The organism is Streptomyces sannanensis, from assembly GCF_039536205.1.
GTDB lineage: Bacteria > Actinomycetota > Actinomycetes > Streptomycetales > Streptomycetaceae > Streptomyces > Streptomyces sannanensis.
The window spans coordinates 4350107-4367446 of the sequence record NZ_BAAAYL010000001.1 but is presented as its reverse complement, the minus strand read 5'-3'; the positions used below and the strand labels follow the sequence as shown (position 1 = coordinate 4367446).

At 69.6% G+C, this 17340-nt stretch carries 17 protein-coding genes and 2 pseudogenes; 8 read left to right on the top strand and 11 right to left on the bottom strand.

What is annotated here, in order from left to right; translation table 11 throughout:
* The first annotated feature begins 322 nt into the window (after positions 1–322).
* Positions 323–1141 (top strand): AfsR/SARP family transcriptional regulator, encoded by an 819-nt coding sequence (locus ABD858_RS20790; protein WP_345039781.1) that lies wholly within the window; start codon positions 323–325, stop codon positions 1139–1141.
* Between the two features lie 374 nt (positions 1142–1515).
* Here ABD858_RS20790 and ABD858_RS20785 read toward each other — a convergent pair whose 3' ends face one another.
* From ABD858_RS20785 to ABD858_RS20765, 5 genes are all read right to left on the bottom strand, one after another.
* Positions 1516–2253 carry a 4'-phosphopantetheinyl transferase family protein gene (locus ABD858_RS20785; RefSeq protein WP_345039779.1) on the bottom strand — a complete coding sequence of 246 codons (738 nt, stop codon included), beginning with the start codon at positions 2251–2253 and terminating at the stop codon, positions 1516–1518.
* Entirely contained in the window at positions 2250–3203 is a 954-nt protein-coding gene (locus tag ABD858_RS20780) for an ATP-binding cassette domain-containing protein (RefSeq protein WP_345039777.1), read from the bottom strand. The genes ABD858_RS20785 and ABD858_RS20780 overlap by 4 nt, the downstream gene beginning before the upstream one ends.
* Before the next feature lie 3 nt (positions 3204–3206).
* A complete protein-coding gene (locus ABD858_RS20775) occupies positions 3207–3413 on the bottom strand; it encodes an MbtH family protein (protein ID WP_345039775.1) in 207 nt (68 codons plus the stop codon).
* Between the two features lie 141 nt (positions 3414–3554).
* Positions 3555–5735, bottom strand: coding sequence for an MMPL family transporter (locus tag ABD858_RS20770; protein ID WP_345039773.1), 2181 nt, complete (start codon positions 5733–5735; stop codon positions 3555–3557).
* Positions 5736–5838: 103 nt separating this feature from the next.
* Positions 5839–7155 carry a sensor histidine kinase gene (locus tag ABD858_RS20765; RefSeq protein WP_345039771.1) on the bottom strand — a complete coding sequence of 439 codons (1317 nt, stop codon included), beginning with the start codon at positions 7153–7155 and terminating at the stop codon, positions 5839–5841.
* A 132-nt stretch (positions 7156–7287) separates the two neighbouring features.
* On the opposite strand from ABD858_RS20765, the gene ABD858_RS20760 reads away from it, so the two are divergent.
* The 3 genes from ABD858_RS20760 to ABD858_RS20750 all read left to right on the top strand — a co-directional run bounded on the left by ABD858_RS20760 (position 7288) and on the right by ABD858_RS20750 (position 9195).
* A complete protein-coding gene (locus ABD858_RS20760) occupies positions 7288–7479 on the top strand; it encodes a hypothetical protein (protein WP_345039769.1) in 192 nt (63 codons plus the stop codon).
* 120 nt (positions 7480–7599) lie between these two features.
* On the top strand, positions 7600–7773 hold the full coding sequence (locus ABD858_RS20755; RefSeq protein ID WP_345039767.1) for a hypothetical protein: 174 nt from the start codon (positions 7600–7602) through the stop codon (positions 7771–7773).
* Between the two features lie 480 nt (positions 7774–8253).
* Positions 8254–9195: a LuxR C-terminal-related transcriptional regulator gene (locus ABD858_RS20750; protein WP_345039765.1), complete on the top strand. Its 942-nt coding sequence runs from the start codon at positions 8254–8256 to the stop codon at positions 9193–9195.
* 175 nt (positions 9196–9370) lie between these two features.
* Here ABD858_RS20750 and ABD858_RS20745 read toward each other — a convergent pair whose 3' ends face one another.
* Together ABD858_RS20745 and ABD858_RS20740 are read right to left on the bottom strand one after the other, a co-directional pair.
* A complete protein-coding gene (locus ABD858_RS20745; RefSeq protein WP_345039763.1) occupies positions 9371–10591 on the bottom strand; it encodes a hypothetical protein in 1221 nt (406 codons plus the stop codon).
* Between the two features lie 312 nt (positions 10592–10903).
* Positions 10904–11179, bottom strand: a pseudogene (locus ABD858_RS20740) (ATP-dependent helicase); the annotation flags it as partial.
* On the opposite strand from ABD858_RS20740, the pseudogene ABD858_RS20735 reads away from it, so the two are divergent.
* A pseudogene (locus ABD858_RS20735) lies at positions 11160–11240 on the top strand (DNA-binding protein); the annotation flags it as partial. The pseudogenes ABD858_RS20740 and ABD858_RS20735 overlap by 20 nt on opposite strands.
* A 122-nt stretch (positions 11241–11362) precedes the next feature.
* Here the strand turns inward: ABD858_RS20735 and ychF are convergent.
* Entirely contained in the window at positions 11363–12451 is a 1089-nt protein-coding gene (gene ychF, locus ABD858_RS20730) for a redox-regulated ATPase YchF (RefSeq protein WP_345039761.1), read from the bottom strand.
* Positions 12452–12514: 63 nt separating this feature from the next.
* Positions 12515–13120, bottom strand: coding sequence for a Uma2 family endonuclease (locus ABD858_RS20725; protein ID WP_345039759.1), 606 nt, complete (start codon positions 13118–13120; stop codon positions 12515–12517).
* Positions 13121–13326: 206 nt separating this feature from the next.
* On the opposite strand from ABD858_RS20725, the gene ABD858_RS20720 reads away from it, so the two are divergent.
* Entirely contained in the window at positions 13327–13722 is a 396-nt protein-coding gene (locus ABD858_RS20720; RefSeq protein ID WP_345044733.1) for a DUF6542 domain-containing protein, read from the top strand.
* Between the two features lie 264 nt (positions 13723–13986).
* On the opposite strand, the gene ppgK is transcribed toward ABD858_RS20720, so the two are convergent.
* A complete protein-coding gene (gene ppgK / locus ABD858_RS20715) occupies positions 13987–14736 on the bottom strand; it encodes a polyphosphate--glucose phosphotransferase (RefSeq protein ID WP_345039757.1) in 750 nt (249 codons plus the stop codon).
* Between the two features lie 30 nt (positions 14737–14766).
* The gene (locus tag ABD858_RS20710) at positions 14767–15747 is read right to left on the bottom strand and encodes a 4-hydroxy-3-methylbut-2-enyl diphosphate reductase (RefSeq protein ID WP_345039755.1); all 981 of its coding nucleotides are present in this window, start codon (positions 15745–15747) and stop codon (positions 14767–14769) included.
* Between the two features lie 85 nt (positions 15748–15832).
* Between ABD858_RS20710 and ABD858_RS20705 the strand changes: the two genes are divergently transcribed.
* Together ABD858_RS20705 and xseA are read left to right on the top strand one after the other, a co-directional pair.
* A complete protein-coding gene (locus tag ABD858_RS20705; protein ID WP_345039753.1) occupies positions 15833–16063 on the top strand; it encodes a hypothetical protein in 231 nt (76 codons plus the stop codon).
* A gap of 55 nt (positions 16064–16118) precedes the next feature.
* A complete protein-coding gene (xseA, locus tag ABD858_RS20700; RefSeq protein WP_345039751.1) occupies positions 16119–17333 on the top strand; it encodes an exodeoxyribonuclease VII large subunit in 1215 nt (404 codons plus the stop codon).
* Positions 17334–17340: the final 7 nt, after the last annotated feature.

Sequence of the window (17340 nt, the reverse complement as noted above, 5' to 3'; positions counted from 1 at the left end):
GGGCGTTCGGCAGGCCGCTCGCCATCACTTATCGCGCATTCCGATCGCGAGCTGGTTCCGTCAACCAACACGGGGACTCGTGATGAATTGCACTCATCTGAACAGACGTGCGATCTCTCCACCACCGCCATGCCCGAAACGCCTCCGATAATCGATTGAGCCACTCGAGGTAGAATTTCGGACATACGCCCCAGGGTCGCCGCAGTGAGCCCCACGCCCTGCCCACCCGGGAACGCTTCGCGCCATTCCCCCCACTGGTGGCCCACTCGGGCATCGGTGCGTCGTGTGCAAATTCTACCCAGTCACGAGGGAACGGATGCACATGAGAGACCAGCGCTCGACACAGGCGTACGGCATTCCTGACCTGCTCAAATTAGAGATGCTGGGGCCCTCGCGAGTCGTGTGGGACGGGCACGCCATCACCATCGGCCCGCACCGCGCACGCGCCCTGCTCGCCGTCCTCGCGTTCACTCCGGGTGAGGTGGTGTCGACCGACTTCCTCATCGACGAGCTGCTCGCGGACGGCAACTCCAGGAACCCGAAGAACGCCCTTCAGGCGAGCATGCGCCGGCTGCGCACGATCCTGGACGACAACGGCATTCCGGGCGGCCGGCTGGTACGGACCTCGGTCGGCGGCTACCTCCTCGCACTACCCAGGCCCGCGGTGGACGCCCACCGTTTCGAGGAACTCGCCGCCCGCGGCTCGGCACTGGCGCGCGACGACCCGCGCGCCGCCATCCCCCTGCTCGAACAAGCGCTGCGCCTGTGGCGGGGGCCGGCGCTCGCGGACATCGCGGCCGGCCGGCGCTGCGGGAGTCAGGTCGCGCGCCTGGAGGGGCTGCGGCTCGGCGCGCTGGAGGACCTCTACGAGGCCCGCCTCGCCTTCCGCACCGACCGCAGCACCGTGGCCGAACTGGAGCAGCTGGCCATCGAGCACCCGGAGCGCGAGCGCATCTCCGAACTGCTCATGATCGCGCTCTACCGGTCCGGACGCCAGGGCGAGGCGCTCGCGACCTTCCAGCGGGTCAGAACATGGCTCAACCGGGAGCTGGGCCTGGAACCGGGAAGCGCCATGCGCGCCCTCCAGAAGGCGATACTGGTGCAGGACCCGACACTCGACGGCCGTCCGGTCGAAACGTAGGCATTCAGCAGGAATGCAGCCTGTTTTATGACGCTGTGTGATGCTCGCTGGTCAGGATGAGTGGCGTCCAGAGGTTACTGGTCGATCTTGCCGGCCCGTACCCGTCAGGCCTGGATGTTCAGCCCGGACAACGCCCAGCGGACCTGTTCCGGCCACTGCTCTTCAGGGTGGTCCTGTTCGGCGGCGGTCAGTTCGCGGATCAGGTGGGCGCCGCGCAGGTGGTGGCCGGAGCATCGGCAAACTACCAGACCCAGTGGCCGAAATCCCAGCAATTATAAAATTCACAGAGCAGGGGCCGGAGGGGCCTGGTCCAAACCGCAGCTTGAATTCGGGCCCACCTTTCCTGTCTGCTGTCCGCACGGCTTTCTTCCCGTTCACTGGAAATCCGGCGGGTCGTCCAGCGGGTCGTCCACGGAAAACTCCGCCACTTCGACGCCGGGGGCTCCGTGGACCGCAAGCGCCGCGACGCCTCCGGCTGCGTACCCGCCTGCGCCGAGGTCCACGAGGCCGAACTCCGACGCCTCGTACCGCCCGGCCCAGTCGATCAGCGCGGCGGCCCGCCCGGGCCGGGTGACGGTGATCTCGCGCATGGGCAGCGACAGTCCGTGGCCTGTCGCCTTGAGCAGCGCCTCCTTCCGTGTCCAGTAGCGGCAGCCCGCCCAGTTGAGCAGCCCGGACGGAAGGCCGGAGAAGTCCCTGGCCTCCGCCGTCGACAGCGCCCGCCCGGCCAGACGCGCGAAGTCCCGGCGGCCGGGCCGCTCGACGTCGACCCCGGGGCTCCCCCGGTCACACACGGCCAGCACCACGAGGTCGTCTGCGTGTGAGAGGGAGAACCGGTATCCGGACCCGGCGAGCCGGGGCCCTCCGTGCGGTCCGCCGCAGAGCCGGCAGGTCCGGCTGAAGCGGAGCGACCCCGCGGGCGCGCCGGTCAGCCGGCCGAGCACGCTCTTGGCCAGCGCCCGGCCGGCCGCGAACCGCGCCCGGTCGCCCGCCGCCCACAGGGCCGCGTACCGGGCCCGTTCGCTCTCGTCCAGCAGGGCCCGGACGGCGGGCCGGTCCGCGACCGGCGACCACACCGCCCAGGCCACCGTGGCCGGCTGAACGGCGCTCATGACGAGGGGCTGCCCGTCAGGCTCAGGAAGACGTCGTCCAGGGACGGCCTGCGGTGCGCGAAGTCGGTGACCGCCACACCCCGGTCGCACAGTTCGGTGGCCACCGCGGCCACCGTCGCCATGCCCTCGGCCGGCTGGAGGCCGAGCACGCCTCGCCGGTCGTCACGGAAGACCTCCCCGGTGGCCAGGGGGCGCAGCACGTCGTAGGCCGTGCCGAGGTCCGCCGGGTCCGCCACGGTGATCTCCAGCCGCTCGCCGCCGATCTTCCGCTTGAGCTCGTCCGGTGTTCCCTCGGCGACCACCCGGCCCTCGGCGATGACCGAGATCCGGTCGGCGAGGGCGTCCGCCTCCTCCAGGTACTGCGTGGTCAGTAGCACGGTGACGCCCTCCTCGGTGAGCTCCTCGACCGTGCTCCAGAGGGCCAGCCGGCTGGCCGGGTCGAGTCCCGTGGTCGGCTCGTCCAGGAAGATGACCTCGGGTCGGCCCACCAGGGTGCTGGCCAGGTCAAGACGGCGGCGCATGCCACCGGAGTAGGTGCGCGCCGGACGGTCGGCGGCCGCGGCGAGGTCGAAACGGCTGAGAAGTTCACCGGCCCGCTCGCGAGCCTGCCGCCTGCCGAGGTGCAGTAGGCGGCCCAGCATGACCAGGTTCTCACGGCCGGTCAGTTCCTCGTCGACGGCGGCGTACTGGCCGGAAAGTCCCAGCCTGCGGCGTACCTCCCGGGGCTGCGAGGCGGCGTCGAACCCGGCGATCAGGAGCCGGCCCCGGTCCGCTCGCAGCAGCGTGCTCAGGATCCGCACGGTCGTCGTCTTGCCCGCTCCGTTCGGGCCGAGCAGCCCCAGCACACTGCCGCGCGGGGCGAAGAGGTCGATCCCCCGGAGCACTTCGAGGCCGCGGTAGGACTTGTGCAGTCCTTCCACCTCGATCGCGGCCGAACCACGCTCGGTCATGGGTCAGCTCCCCGCCCCGGTGAGGCGCCGCGGCCTCAGGTCGGTCCAGTGCTCGTCGACGTAGCCGACGGCCTCCTCCCTCGGAACCGGGCCGAGCACCGGATGCCAGCCGTCGGGGACCGCGGCGAACGCGGGCCACAGACTGTGCTGACCCGCGTCGTTGACCAGCACATGGAAGACGCCTTCGGAGTCGTCGAAAGGGTTGCTCATGGCGGTTCCCGCGTTCCTCTCGCCAAGGGGCAGTGTCGGGGGAGCGATGCTCACCACTGTGTCAGTCCACCGCTGACCGGGCGCTGACACCCGGCTGAAGGGTGCGGCCCGGGCCACGGGGGTGGGGCTCGGGCCGCGCGTTCACACGCCGAGCCCGACCTCCTCGGCCGGCTCGGGCATGGAGGACGGTGCGACCGCCGACCGTCCAGTCTTCGAGGGCCACCAATTGGCCCGGCCGAGCAGCACCATCAGGGAGGGCAGGACGAAGGCGCGGATCACTGTCGCGTCCAGGGCGACGGCGACCGCGAGGCCCACCCCGATCTGCTTCATCTCGACGAAGCTCAGCGCGCCGAAGACGCTGAACACCGCCACCATCACCACCGCGGCCCCGGTGACGACGCCCGCGGTGCGGCTGATGCCGTCAATGACCGCGTTCCTGGTGGTCATGCCGATGAGGACCCGCTCCCTGATCCGGCTCACCACGAAGACGTGGTAGTCCAGCGACAGCCCCGAGAGGATCACGAACAGCAGGACAGGGACCCAGGACACGACGTGGCCGGTCGAGGTGAAGTCGAGCAGCGGCTCCGCCCAGGTCTTCTGGAACACCAGGCACAGGATCCCGAACGACGCCCCCACGGACAGGAGGTTGAGCAGCACGGTGGTCAGCGCGATCACGACGGAACGGAACGCGGCCAGCATGACCAGGAACGTCAGCGCGAAGACCGCCGCCATGACCCACGGCAGCCGGTCATGGAGGTTGGCCGTGTAGTCCATGTCCTCCGCGGCCGCCCCGCCCAGCGCGTAGCTGCCGGCGGGCAGACCTCGCAGGGTGGAGTCCAGCAGTGCGCGCAGGTCACGGACCGCCGTACGGGCCTCGTCCGTTCCGGTGGCGGACGTCCTGCTCACGTCGAGGACGGCACCTCGCCCGTCCGTGGACCAGCGGATCTCGGGCTTCGCCCGGTCGCCCGCGGCGCCCTGCTCGATCCGCCCGGCGAGGTCCGCCACCGCGGGGCGCAGATCGGCCGAGCGGTCGGCGGGCAGCCGCAGGACTACCACGTCCGTGTCGGTACGGGAGGGGAAGGCGGCCACCAGCCGGTCGTAGCTCTGCATGGTCGTCAGGTTGCGCGGGAAGTCGGCGAGCTGCGTGGACTTCAGGTCCATGCCGAGCGCCGGAGCGGCCAGTGCCAGCAGCGCTCCCACGGAGAGCACCGCGGCGACTACCGGGTGACCGGTCGCCGGCCGCAGGATGGCGGTCCAGACCCGGGAGCCCCCGCGCCCCTGGGTGAGCCGCCACAGCACGGGGATCCGCGGACGGTCCACCGCGCGTCCGAGCTTCACAAGAAGCGCCGGCAGCACGGTGACCGTGGACACCATGGCCATGGCGACGACGATGATCGCGCCGGTCGCCATCGAGGCGAGCATCAGGTCTCCGGCCACGTACAGGCCGGCCATGGACACCAGCACGGCGATGCCGGAGACGAGCACGGAGTGGCCGGAGGTGGCCGCCGCCACCCGGACCGCTGCCTGGGCGTCGTACCCCTTGGCGCGCTCCTCGCGGTAGCGGCGCAGGTAGAACAGGCAGTAGTCGACGCCCACCGCGAGTCCCATCAGGACGATCACGTCCGGCACCATCCCGGGGTCGGGGAAGAGCCGGGAGGCGAGTGCCCACAGGCTCAGCGAGGAGCCCACCGCGAACAGGGCCAGCAGGACCGGGACGCCCGCCGTCACCAGGGCCCCGAACACGACCATCAACACCACCAGGGTGATCGGCACGCTGATCACGGTGGCCTTGGACAGGTCCTTGGCGAGCCAGTCCTGGAAGTCGTGCTGGATGGAGGCGTCTCCGGTCTCCTCGACACGCAATGCGGGGTGGCGTTCCTGGACCTGGGCGGTGGCGTCGGTGAGTGCGGTCACCCGGTCCGGGGCGGAGTCCGCGTCCCCCTTCATCACCGCCCGTACCAGCAGTGTCCTGCCGTCTTCGGACTTCAGGGGCCCGGTCACCGAGGCCACCTCGGGCAGTTCGGCCAGCCGCCGCTTCAGCTCGTCCGCCGCGTCGGCCGCGCCGCCGGCGTCCTGGCCGACGCGCGGGGAGAGCAGGAAGTTCTCCGTCGCGGGCTCCTTCAGCCCGTTGTCTTCGATCAGCCGTGCGGCCCGGGCGGACTCACCCACGGTCATGTCCGCCTGGGTGGCCATACGGGTCTCACCGAGGAAGCCGGTGGAGAAGGCGGCGAGGGTCAGCACGAGCCACACCAGGACGGCCCGCCACGGATGTGCCGCGCTCCAGTAGCCGATCCGAGCGGGAATGTTTCGCTTTAAGGTCATGACGAGGTCAGCCCTCTCCTGTTCGTGTCTTCTCTCCGGCCTCGTGGCCGTACTGCGCCCGTGGTGCGAACGTGTCGGTGGTGCCGCGCCGTGCGCGGCCCGGTCACCGGGACCGCGGGGCGGCTCCGGTCTCATCGGTGCCGTCCAACAGGTCGCAGCCGATCTCCAGGGCGGCGGTGGTGCCGCCACCCGGAGGGCTGGTCAGCGCGAGCGCGCCGTCGAACGCCGCGAGCCGGCGCTCGATGCCGCGGATGCCGCCGCCGTCCCCCGCGGTGGCACCGCCGACGCCGTTGTCGTGGACGGCCACCCGCAGGACGTGGTGGTCGTAGCGGAAGTCCACGGAGACCTGCTCTGCCTCGGCGTGCTTGACCACGTTGCCGAGCAGCTCGGCGATGGCGAAGTACGCGGCGGACTCCACGGGGGCGGGGAGCCGGCCCGGGATCTCCCCGGTGACCTGGACCGGGAGGGGGAGCTCAAGGGCGAAGGTGCGCACGGCGTCGACCAGGCCGCGGTCGGCCAGCAGCGGCGGGTGCACGCCGCGCACCAGGTCCCGCAGTTCGTTCAGTGCCCGGGTCGAGTTGCCCTTCGCCTCCGCGAGCAGGGCTCGTACCGCCTCCGGGTTGTGCTCCAGGAGTGACTCCGCGGCGGTCAGCGTCATGCCCAGGGCGACCAGCCGGGCCTGCGTGCCGTCGTGCAGGTCGCGCTCGATGCGGCGCAGTTCGGCCGCCTGGAGGTCCACGGCGTCCGACCGCGACGTCTGCAACTGCTCGACCCGGTCGCTCAGCGCGCTACGGCTCTTGCCCAGGACGAAGCGCACCCACCGTCCATGCAGAGGCATCAGCCACCTGGGGAAGAGCAGCAGGCCGCAGCAGGCCTGGACCACGCCGAGCGCAGCGGCCAGGGTGGCCGTGGTCTGCCCGGTGACCGGTACGAAGTCGAACCAGACGCCGTTCCAGGCGCTGGTGATGGGCCGCCACGCGAAGGCCAGGACCACTCCGAACACGCCGTGCACCACGGCCACCAACGGCAGGAAGGCCATCACCGGGCCGATGAAGGGATTGACGAGCAGCCACACCAGGTCCCGCCAGGTGGCCGGGTCGGCGAGCCGCAACCGCATCTCACGCCACCCGCCCGCATGGCCCGTTTCGCCGCTCGCCGGCCGGTACGGGTCGTCCACCCGAACCCCCGACCACGCCCACGCCAGCCTCCGCTGCCGCCTGGCCTGCGCCCGCACCGCCCGCAGCGCACCCGGCAGCAGCGGAAGGCCCAGGCCCACGCAGGCAAGACAGAGCACCAGGCACACCCACAGCGCGAGCAGTGCCTCACCAATCGCCAGTCCGGTCAGAGCCGCACCACGTGCCAGACCCACGGGCCCCGCCGACACGCCGCGCCCGACCGCCGTCACGTCCTGCCGTCCCATAACGCTCCCCCACCTCGCTTCGCCCACGCGCTCCTGTGAGCGCATCAGCAGCATGCCTGCCGGAGGGGGTGGACCGCAGGGGTGCCAGTACCCATCTTCCTGCCGCGCCCGGCGCCGAGGGCGCGTCCCTTCATGGGGTCCGAGATCGACGACGACCGCCTCACCGAGGTGAAACAGCTCCTGCACACCGAGGACGCCGGCGAGACCCTCTCCCGGGCCGTCGAAATCGCGGTCGGCGCGATCTACCAGCGCCGGGCCGCCCGGCGCCGGCTCAGCGAGCTCGCCCACGAAGGCGGGGCCTTCGGCGAGGCGCCCACAGGGTGAGCGAGTCCTTCCCCATCGACCCCCATCGACACGAGCGCCTGCAACCGCCTCTTCCGCCTACCGCACGTGGAACGGGATTGGACCCCAGTCCTCGACGCCGGACGCGTCAGCGTCTGCGGGGTGACCGAACTCGAACTGGTGCGGGTGGCCGGAGGCCGCGAAGAAAGCGCCCTCCTCGAGCGCTACCTCCACGACGCCTTCGGCTGGACCCCCACACCCTCCTGCGCGCCCGCCAGATCCAGGACCTCCTGGTCGCCTCAGGGCAACACCACGGTCCAGGAGCGGTGGACCTGATGGTCGCGGCAACCGCGGAACTCTCATTGCGGGTCAGGCCCAGAGATACGAATCTGTTGTGCTGCCGAGAAGCGCCGACCGAACAGACCCCGTTCGGAACGAGCTTCACGGCCCGGGGAACCCCTTCATGCCACTGAGGGTTGACAAGAGTTCGTTGTGACGTCGATCTCCACCGCAGGTCAGACGGCCTCTCGCCGAACGTATTACACGTTGACGCGAACATCGGTGCACCGCTGTCGCCTGCGAAAACGCGACTTCAGGCGATCGGGTCCAGCACGCATCCAAGGGAAGACACCACGGCCGCGGCCGCTTCCGCATTCCGGTGTTCGGCTCGGCCATCACATGATCACGTGATGCTAGGCTGGCGAACTTCGGCAGATGGACATCCGTAGGGGTGGAGTCAGCTACGGTGCCGTACGGCGCCGCTGGGTTGGGAGTGAAATCCTCAAAATGCGCCCGCTTCAGGCTCTCGGCCTCTCCATGACAGCCGAGGCTGCCTATCTTGCGCTCGTGGAGCACGGATCGCTGGCCCCGGTCGAGCTCGCCGGCCGGTTGGCGCGAGCCGGATCGCCTGCGGAAGAAGTGCAACACGCGGTCACCGAACTCACCGATATCGGCCTGGTGTCCCACACCGGCGACACGCTGACCGCCCAGCCCCCTCGCGCGGTGCTGGAGGCCATGGCCGAGCGGCGCGCACGAGAGGCCCGGCTCGCCTACGAGAGCGCAGCGCTCCTGTCACGTTTCTGGCTCGACCACACCTCAGGATCGAACTACATCGAGGTCGTCGACACATCCCACAGCCCTGGCGCAATCCAGCAACGGGTCCACAACGAGGCAGTGGCGGAGGTACGCGCGCTGTCGATCGGGCCGGTGGGCGGGGGCGAGCGTGCACCGGAGGTCGACACCGACGCGTTGGACGCCCTGGTCCGCGGGGTCGCCTACCGGGTGGTGTACAGCGCCGACATCCTGCAGGAGCCCAAGGCCTTGGAGGCGGCGCACGCGTGCGTCGACCGCGGGGAGCAGGCGCGGGTCTTTCCCGACATCCCCATGAATCTCTTGCTCTGCGACGACCGGTTGGCCGTGTTGTCCGTCGTCGCACCGGACCGCGCGGGACACCACAGCGTCGTCGTCCAGCCGTCGGGCCTCCTGGACGGGCTGATCGGAGTCTTCGAGTCGTACTGGCGGGTGGCCGTCCCGCTTCCTCGGGCCTGCGAGCCGGCCGAGGGCTGGGTCAGTCCGACGAACGAGGCGCGACAGCTCCTGGGCTACCTCAGTGCCGGGCTCACCGACGAGTCGATCGCCCGTGAACTCGGAGTGAGTGAACGGACCGTCACCCGGCGCATCGCCCGCCTGCAGGAAGTACTCGGCGCCCAGACCCGATTCCAGCTCGGTGTCCAGGCCAGCCGCCAGGGCTGGCTCTGAACCGTTGCCCCGGCCGGAGACCGCAGCCTCGGCCGACCACTCCTTCCTGTGCCCTGTGGCGACGCCGTCGCCCACGCATGACGCGCGCGTGGGGCAGACCGGTACAGAACCGGCCCGCCCCACGCGGATCCTCGGTCGCTCACAGGAGCGCCGTCCTGCAGTCGGACCGCAGTCGTCAGCCGGCGTCCGGCTTGACCAGGTCGGGAAGCTTGGCCTCGAACTTCTCGGCGAATGTGAGCGACGGCAGGATGTGACCCTGGTCCGCGGCGTTGTTGGCCACGCCGGCGGCCCAAGTCGACGCCGCGAGACGCTGGTTCGGCGTGCCGTGATGGCCCGGGTTGTCGAAGCCGCAGTCGCCGACCTCGTAGAACGACTGCTCAGAGCCCAGAAGCCGCTTGGTGTTCAGCGCCTCGCCACGGGCATGGGTCAGGTAGTACGTCCCGAACGCGTCGGCCATGAGCTCGGTACGACGAGTGGCCTCGGGACGGGGCAGGTCGCTCACGAACAGATCGTTCTCGTACTGCACATGGTGGCCGAACTCATGGGCCTGGATCGCCTTCGGCGCGACATCGCCCAGACCCACAGCCGTCATGCCCTGCAGGATGCCGTCACCCATGACGATCCTGTCGGAGATGCCCGTCGGTGCCGGCTCGCGCTCCTCGGTGTAGGCGAAGGCGTTGAAGGAGAAGATCGGGTTGGCACCGCCCTTCAGGATCGGTTCCATGGTGACGAGCTCGATGAACATGTCGGCCAGGTCGAGCTGGGACTCCGGCGTCCCGCCGTACAGCACGGAGAGCGTGCGGGCGACCCGCTCGCGGCTGGAGAAGACATCGGCGCCGTGCAGGGGTATCAGCTCGATGTCCGCCGAGTCGATGTCCCAGAAGCGCTTGAGGTTCTTCATCTCGGAGTTGAGCGACTGGGTGTACTCACCGTTGACGCCGAACTTGTTGGACGACGACTCCGCGCCGAAGATCAGTGCGTCATACGTCGGAAGGTTGAAGCCATCGAAGATGGAGAGCATGAAGATGGCGAAGGGGTCCTCGGCGCCCATGAGGAGAGAGCGGGCCCAGGTCTTGAGCTCGGTCGACGGGCACTGATAGTCATCGGGATTGATCACGCTGTCGCGCAGATCGCTCCACGGCGAGTCGTCAATGCCGTACTTGGCGGCAGCCGCATCGGCACGGGACTGCCAGTCAGCGGGCAGCTTCGCCAGGATCTTCTCTGCGAGGGCCTTGGTCCGCGGGGACATCGCGGAGGTGTCGATGAGCGACTGGAGCGACTCGCCGGAGAGGGTCGTGGCTCCGGTCGTGTCAGCGGCGTGCGCGGGGAGCGCCACGCCGACGGCACAGGTGGCGGCGATGGCCAGGCTGACCGCCATGGAGAGGGTCTTCTTCACAGGGACTCCTTTTCGAAGGTGCCCGCAGGGACGACCGCGGGCGTCGCCCAGTGTGTAAGCCCGGCGATCAAGTGGTGAATAGCCTGTGACTGACCGAATCCGGCATGGCTGGAACTAGACAGCCGGCATTGACGCTGAAGCGGCGGGCAGGGAGGTCGGCGACGTCCATTCGAGCGCGGTGTTGTGGCGCCCTCCCTGACCCGGCGACCGTCACAGACCGTCAACCAAAAGGGCCGCCCTGCCAACCGAAGGCCGTTGCCTGCCCTTTGACTCAGAGTCAGAGGCTGAAACGGAATACCCGCCACATGATCCTGACCTGCGGCGGAGCCCCTCCCAAGCCTCTGACCGGTAGGGGTCTGCTTCGAGCACCTGACCGACCGTGCGCAGTCCGCCTCTCTCGGCGCTCCCCAGCCGCAGCCGCCCTTCGGCGACGTCCTGCAATCGGGCGACAGGGATGGCGTCGAGTTCCCGCTTCACCGCTGCGTCGTGGATCGACTTCGGTGCCGCCCGTACCGCCTCGACCGCCCGGCCGTGGTCGCCGACCACTGCCTGTGCCGCCTCGTACAGTCGACCGGTCACCGTCCTCACTTCCGACCCCGAGGACCTGACGCTCCTGTGCGGCCCTTCCGTAGAGGTCGTCAAGGTCTGAGGCGGCGCCGAAGTCACCGCCTCAGACCCGCCACCGCAGTTCACGGGCCGAGGACTCCCCGCGGACAGACAGCTGCGCCCTACCTGCCAACAAGCAGGTAGGGCGCAGCTCTTGATTGATCGTCAGACGTTGAAGCGGAACTCCACCACGTCGCCGTCCTGCATCACGTAGTCCTTGCCCTCCATGCGGGCCTTGCCGGCCGCGCGGGCTTCGGCGACCGAGCCGGTGGCGACCAGGTCCTCGAAGTGGATGACCTCGGCCTTGATGAAGCCCTTCTGGAAGTCGGTGTGGATGACACCGGCCGCCTCGGGGGCCGTGGCGCCCTTCTTGATGGTCCAGGCGCGGGACTCCTTGGGGCCTGCCGTGAGGTAGGTCTGGAGGCCCAGGATGTCGAAGCCGACGCGGGCCAGGGTGGCCAGGCCGGGCTCGTGCTGGCCGACGGACTCCAGGAGCTCCAGGGCCTCCTCGTCGTCGAGCTCGGCCAGGTCGGCCTCCAGCTTGGCATTGAGGAAGATCGCCTCCGCGGGGGCGATCATGGCGCGCTGCTCGTCCTTGAAGGCCTCGTCGGTGAGCTCCTCCTCGTCGACGTTGAAGACGTAGAGGAAGGGCTTGGTGGTGAGCAGGTGCAGGTCGTGCAGCAGCTCGGCGCGCTCGGTGCCCTGGACGATGCCGGCGGAGAACAGGGTCTGGCCGGACTCGAGGATGCCCTGGGCCTCCTCGACGGCCTTGACCTTCGGCGCGACGTCCTTCTTGATCCGCGATTCCTTCTGCAGGCGCGGCAGGACCTTCTCGATGGTCTGGAGGTCGGCGAGGATCAGCTCGGTGTTGATCGTCTCGATGTCGTCCTTGGGCGAGACCTTGCCGTCGACGTGGACGACGTTCTCGTCCTTGAAGGCGCGGATGACCTGGCAGATCGCGTCGGACTCACGGATGTTCGCGAGGAACTTGTTGCCCAGGCCCTCGCCCTCGCTGGCGCCGCGCACGATGCCGGCGATGTCGACGAAGTCGACGGTGGCGGGAAGGATGCGCTGCGAGCCGAAGACCTCGGCGAGCTTGCCGAGACGGGCGTCGGGCACACCGACGACGCCGACGTTGGGCTCAATGGTGGCGAACGGGTAGTTGGCCGCCAGCACGTCGTTCTTGGTCAGGGCGTTGAACAGGGTCGACTTGCCGACATTCGGCAGACCGACGATTCCGATCGTGAGCGACACGTTGGCGACTTCCCGGTGCGAGAGGTGTATGGACCGGCCCGGACAGGGGGCCGATCCCCCAGTCTACGGGCGTGTCCAACCCTGCAGCGACGGAAAGCAGGCGCTGTCGATTTCGGCGCCGAGAGGCCCGGGCAGGGCGAGGATGTCCCCCCAAGGGACGGTGTGCCGTGCCCTGTACTCGCCCGTGGCCATGGCCGGGTCGGAGAACACGGTGATCTCACCGGCATGCGGGTCCACCAGGAGGTAGACCGGGATGCCGGACTCTGCGTACTGCTTGAGCTTGGCGACCCGGTCCGTGGTCTGGCTGGACTGCGACACCACCTCGGCCACGAGGATCACTGCCTCGGGCAGGATTTCCGTACTCGCGGTGTCCAGCACCTCCTCGGGTGCCACGAACAGATCCGGGATGGCGTAGTCGTCGGCTCCGGCTCTCTTGTCCACCCCCAGATTGGTCTCGATGCCGTACCCCTCGGGCAGCTTCGGCAGCAGCATGTCGACCAGCCGCCACACCACTCGTCCGTGCTTTCCTGTCGGCGATGGCGACACGATGATCACACCCCCGATGATCTCCACCCGGAAACCCTCGGGGACCGGGAGCTCATGGGCGACCTCGCGCAAGCTCTTGTGCTCTGCCGCCGCCACGTCTGCCTCCGGAAGCGTCGCTGTCATATGAACACCTCCTCCCCACGCCTAACAATGCCCCAATCGGATGGTCACCTGCCATCGAACGCATCCCCAAGCTCGTCCAAAGCGCGTGTCCAACCCGGGATTCGCCGCGCCCCGCGACCTACGTTGGTCCGGTGGAGCACTACAGGACACGTGCACAGCAGCCCTCCGCCGTCTACCGGGTTGCCACGCCGCCCGGGGGCGTCGGGGTGCGGCGGTTTCCCGATCCGCGGCTGACCGGGCTCGGCACCGGGCTGTTCGCGATGACGGTGATGCTGGTGCTCGGGTGCCTGGACCAGTTGCTGTTCGACGGGTCGCCGCTGGTGTACGGGCTGCTGTTCCTGCCCGTCAGCGCGCTGACCTCGCTGTGGGTACGCGGGGCCGATCTGGTCGCCGCGCCCATCGTGGTGCCGATCGCGTTCACCCTGGGCACATGGCCGATCGCAGGGGGGACCGAGGGCATGGGCGGGCAGATCATGGCCCTCGTCACCATGCTGGCGCTGCATGCGGGCTGGCTGTACGGGGGGACGCTGCTCGCCGGGCTCATCGTGACCGTACGGAAGGTGCGGCTGATGCGGCGAAAGCGTGCCGCCGCCAGGCGTTAGGTCCTGTCGGTCGATCAGGCCGGGCCCGGCCTGATCCGCCGGACACCCCTAATACTGCAACCGCACTCATTGCGTCACCGCAGGTCAGGGCGGGTGCAGCGGAGTTCTTCCACTGGCGATGCGTCAGTGGAGGATTCCGGTTCCCGCATTCGGTCGAACCGCGAACCGGCAGGTCAACGCTCCAAGTGGCTGATGGCTCGTCACATGCGGGCGGGCGGTGTACCGCGCTTGACCTGCGGCGATAGCGCGAGTGCGGTTGCAGTACTAACGTCCCGCGGCGGCCTTCGCGGCCATCGCCGCTCCCACGATGCCCGCGTTGTTCTGCAGCTCCGCCGGGAGGATCTCGGCCCGGATGCCCTCGATCAGGGGGATGAACTTCTCGGCCTTGCGGCTGACGCCGCCGCCGATGATGAAGAGCTCCGGCGAGAAGAGCATCTCGACATGGGTCAGGTACTTCTGGACGCGGTGGGCCCAGCGGGACCAGTTGAGCCCCTCGTCCTCCTTGACCTTGGTCGAGGCGTACTTCTCCGCGTCGTGGCCACCCAGCTCCAGATGTCCCAGTTCGGTGTTGGGCACCAGCAGGCCGTCGCGGAACAGTGCGCTGCCGATGCCCGTGCCGAACGTGAGCAGCATGACCGTGCCGGTGCGGTCGCGGCCCGCGCCGAAGGACATCTCGGCCGTCCCGGCCGCATCGGCGTCGTTGAGCACGGTGACCGGCAGTCCGCCGAGCCGGTCGCCGAGCAGACGGACCGCGTCCACGCCGATCCATGCCTTGTCCACGTTCGCCGCGGTCCGGACCGTACGGCGCGTGACGACGCCCGGGAAGGTGATGCCGATCGGGCCCGACCAGCCGAAGTGGCTGACCACCTCGGCCACCGCACCGGCCGTCGCGTCCGGCGTGGCCGGATGCGGGGTCAGCACCTTGTGGCGTTCCTCGGCCAGATCGCCGAGCTCCACGTCCACGGGCGCGCCCTTGATGCCGGACCCGCCGATGTCCACTCCGAAGATCTGCATGTGCCCAACGTTACGACGAGGGACTGACAGTCACCGCTCGTTGAGCGAGGCCGCCTCCGCGCGCAGGTCGCGCCGCAGCTCCTTGGGCAGCGAGAAGGTGATGGACTCCTCGGCAGCCTTGACGATCTCCACGTCCTCGTAGCCGCGGGCCGCGAGCCACTCCAGGACGCCCTCGACCAGGACCTCCGGGACCGAGGCACCCGAGGTGACGCCGACCGTGGTCACGCCCTCCAGCCAGGCCTCGTCGATCTCGTCGGCGAAGTCCACCAGGTGGGCGTCGCGGGCGCCCGCGCCCAGGGCGACCTCGACCAGCCGCTTGGAGTTCGAGGAGTTCTGCGAGCCGACCACGATGACGAGATCGGCGTCGGCGCCCATCTGCTTGACCGCGATCTGGCGGTTCTGCGTGGCGTAGCAGATGTCGTCGCTCGGCGGGGAGACGAGCTGCGGGAACTTCTCCTTGAGCTTGTCGACCGTCTCCATCGTCTCGTCCACCGACAGGGTGGTCTGGGACAGCCAGACGATCTTGGACGGGTCGCGGACCTCGACCTTGGCGACATCGTCCGGGCCGTCGACCAGGGTGATGCGGTCGGGGGCCTCGCCGGTGGTGCCGATGACCTCTTCGTGGCCCTCGTGGCCGATGAGGAGGATGTCGAAGTCCTCCTTGGCGAAGCGGACGACCTCCTTGTGGACCTTCGTCACCAGCGGGCAGGTCGCGTCGATCGTGGCGAGCTTCCGCTGGGCGGCCTCCTCGTGGACGATCGGCGCCACACCGTGCGCGGAGAACATGACGATCGACCCCTCGGGGACCTCCGCCGTGTCCTCGACGAAGATCGCGCCCTTCTTCTCCAGGGTCTGCACGACGTACTTGTTGTGGACGATCTCGTGGCGGACGTACACCGGAGCCCCGTACTGCTCCAGAGCCTTCTCCACGGCGATCACGGCACGGTCGACGCCCGCGCAGTAGCCACGGGGAGCGGCGAGCAGGACGCGTCGGGCGTTCGTAGCAGTCATGCCCCCATCGTAAGGGCGTACCGAACACGTCAGCGATCACCCGCAGGGCTGAGACCGACGCCGTACGCGATCTTCGGAGGCACCCATGGCGGACACGGGTTCCGGTACGGGCAGGGGCGCGGACGCCTTCAGCTACGCACAGATGGTGCGGGTCGTTCCGCAGGCCGGTTCGACGTTCGCGTACGCGAGCCATGTGCTGGTGCCGGTGCTGGGCGCGGCGGTGACGATCGCGGTGATCGTGGAGGCGTCACCGACGGCCCGGGCGGGCATGGTGGTGCCGGCCCTGCGGTGGGGCGAGCAGAGGGGGTCGTGGTAGCCGCGGGCCGGCAACCGCGGGGGCACTGTCGGTGGGAGCCCGTACGCTCACGCCTATGGCTCTTCAGACGTCCGCGGACGCGCCGCTGCCCGTCGGGCAGGTGTCGCGGCTCATCGGTGGGTGGATCGACCGGCTCGGCGCGGTGTGGGTCGAGGGGCAGATCACTCAGTTGTCACGCCGGCCCGGCGCCGGCGTGGTCTTCCTGACGCTGCGCGACCCGTCACACGACATCTCGCTCAGCGTGACCTGCTACCGGCAGGTGTACGACGCCGTCGCAGACGTCGTCTCGGAGGGCGCCCGGGTCGTGATCCACGCCAAGCCCGAGTGGTACGCGCCGCGCGGGCAGTTGTCGCTGCGGGCGGCCGAGATAAGGCCGGTCGGGATCGGTGAACTGCTCGCCCGGCTGGAGCTGCTGAAGAAGTCCCTCGCCGCCGAGGGACTGTTCGCCGCCGAGCGGAAGCGGCGGCTGCCCTTTCTGCCGCAGCTGGTCGGGCTGGTGTGCGGCCGGGCCTCCGCGGCCGAGCGCGATGTGCTGGAGAACGCGCGCCGCCGCTGGCCCGCCGTGCGCTTCGAGGTGCGCAACGTGCCTGTGCAGGGTGTGCACGCGGTGCCCCAGGTGGTGCGGGCGGTTCAGGAGCTGGACGCGCACCCGGACGTGGACGTGATCATCGTGGCGCGGGGCGGTGGCAGCGTGGAGGACCTGCTGCCGTTCTCGGACGAGGAGCTGGTCCGGGCAGTGGCGGCGTGCCGGACGCCGGTGGTGTCGGCGATCGGGCACGAGCCCGACTCCCCGCTGCTGGACCTGGTGGCGGACCTGCGGGCCTCGACGCCCACGGACGCGGCGAAGAAGGTCGTGCCGGACGTCGGGGAGGAGCTGGGCCGGGTACGGCAGCTGCGGGACCGTGTGCTGTGGACCGTACGGGCGCTGATCGAGCGGGAGGAGCGCGGGCTCGCGCATGCGCTGGCGCGCCCGTGCATGGAGCATCCGCAGCGGATGGTCGAGGTGCGGGAGGCGGAGATCGACGCGCTGGTCTCGCGCAGCCGCCGCACGCTGGGGCATCTGCTGGACAGGGCGGACTCGGAGCTGGCCCACACCCGTGCGCGGGTGGTCGCGCTGTCGCCCGCGGCGACGCTGGAGCGCGGATACGCGGTGCTGCAGAAGGCGGACGGCGCGGTGGTGCGGTCGCCGGACGAGGTCGGCGGGGGCGAGGAACTGCGGGCCCGGGTGGCCGAGGGAGAGTTCGACGTCGTTGTCGTACCCCGCACATAGGGTGGAG

Coding starts and splice junctions, on each gene's coding strand:
- ABD858_RS20790 (WP_345039781.1), top strand. CDS start 323: ATGAGAGACCAGCGCTCGACACAGGCGTACGGCATTCCTGACCTGCTC.
- ABD858_RS20785 (WP_345039779.1), bottom strand. CDS start 2,253: ATGAGCGCCGTTCAGCCGGCCACGGTGGCCTGGGCGGTGTGGTCGCCG.
- ABD858_RS20780 (WP_345039777.1), bottom strand. CDS start 3,203: ATGACCGAGCGTGGTTCGGCCGCGATCGAGGTGGAAGGACTGCACAAG.
- ABD858_RS20775 (WP_345039775.1), bottom strand. CDS start 3,413: ATGAGCAACCCTTTCGACGACTCCGAAGGCGTCTTCCATGTGCTGGTC.
- ABD858_RS20770 (WP_345039773.1), bottom strand. CDS start 5,735: ATGACCTTAAAGCGAAACATTCCCGCTCGGATCGGCTACTGGAGCGCG.
- ABD858_RS20765 (WP_345039771.1), bottom strand. CDS start 7,155: ATGGGACGGCAGGACGTGACGGCGGTCGGGCGCGGCGTGTCGGCGGGG.
- ABD858_RS20760 (WP_345039769.1), top strand. CDS start 7,288: ATGGGGTCCGAGATCGACGACGACCGCCTCACCGAGGTGAAACAGCTC.
- ABD858_RS20750 (WP_345039765.1), top strand. CDS start 8,254: ATGACAGCCGAGGCTGCCTATCTTGCGCTCGTGGAGCACGGATCGCTG.
- ABD858_RS20725 (WP_345039759.1), bottom strand. CDS start 13,120: ATGACAGCGACGCTTCCGGAGGCAGACGTGGCGGCGGCAGAGCACAAG.
- ppgK (WP_345039757.1), bottom strand. CDS start 14,736: ATGCAGATCTTCGGAGTGGACATCGGCGGGTCCGGCATCAAGGGCGCG.
- ABD858_RS20710 (WP_345039755.1), bottom strand. CDS start 15,747: ATGACTGCTACGAACGCCCGACGCGTCCTGCTCGCCGCTCCCCGTGGC.
- ABD858_RS20705 (WP_345039753.1), top strand. CDS start 15,833: ATGGCGGACACGGGTTCCGGTACGGGCAGGGGCGCGGACGCCTTCAGC.
- xseA (WP_345039751.1), top strand. CDS start 16,119: ATGGCTCTTCAGACGTCCGCGGACGCGCCGCTGCCCGTCGGGCAGGTG.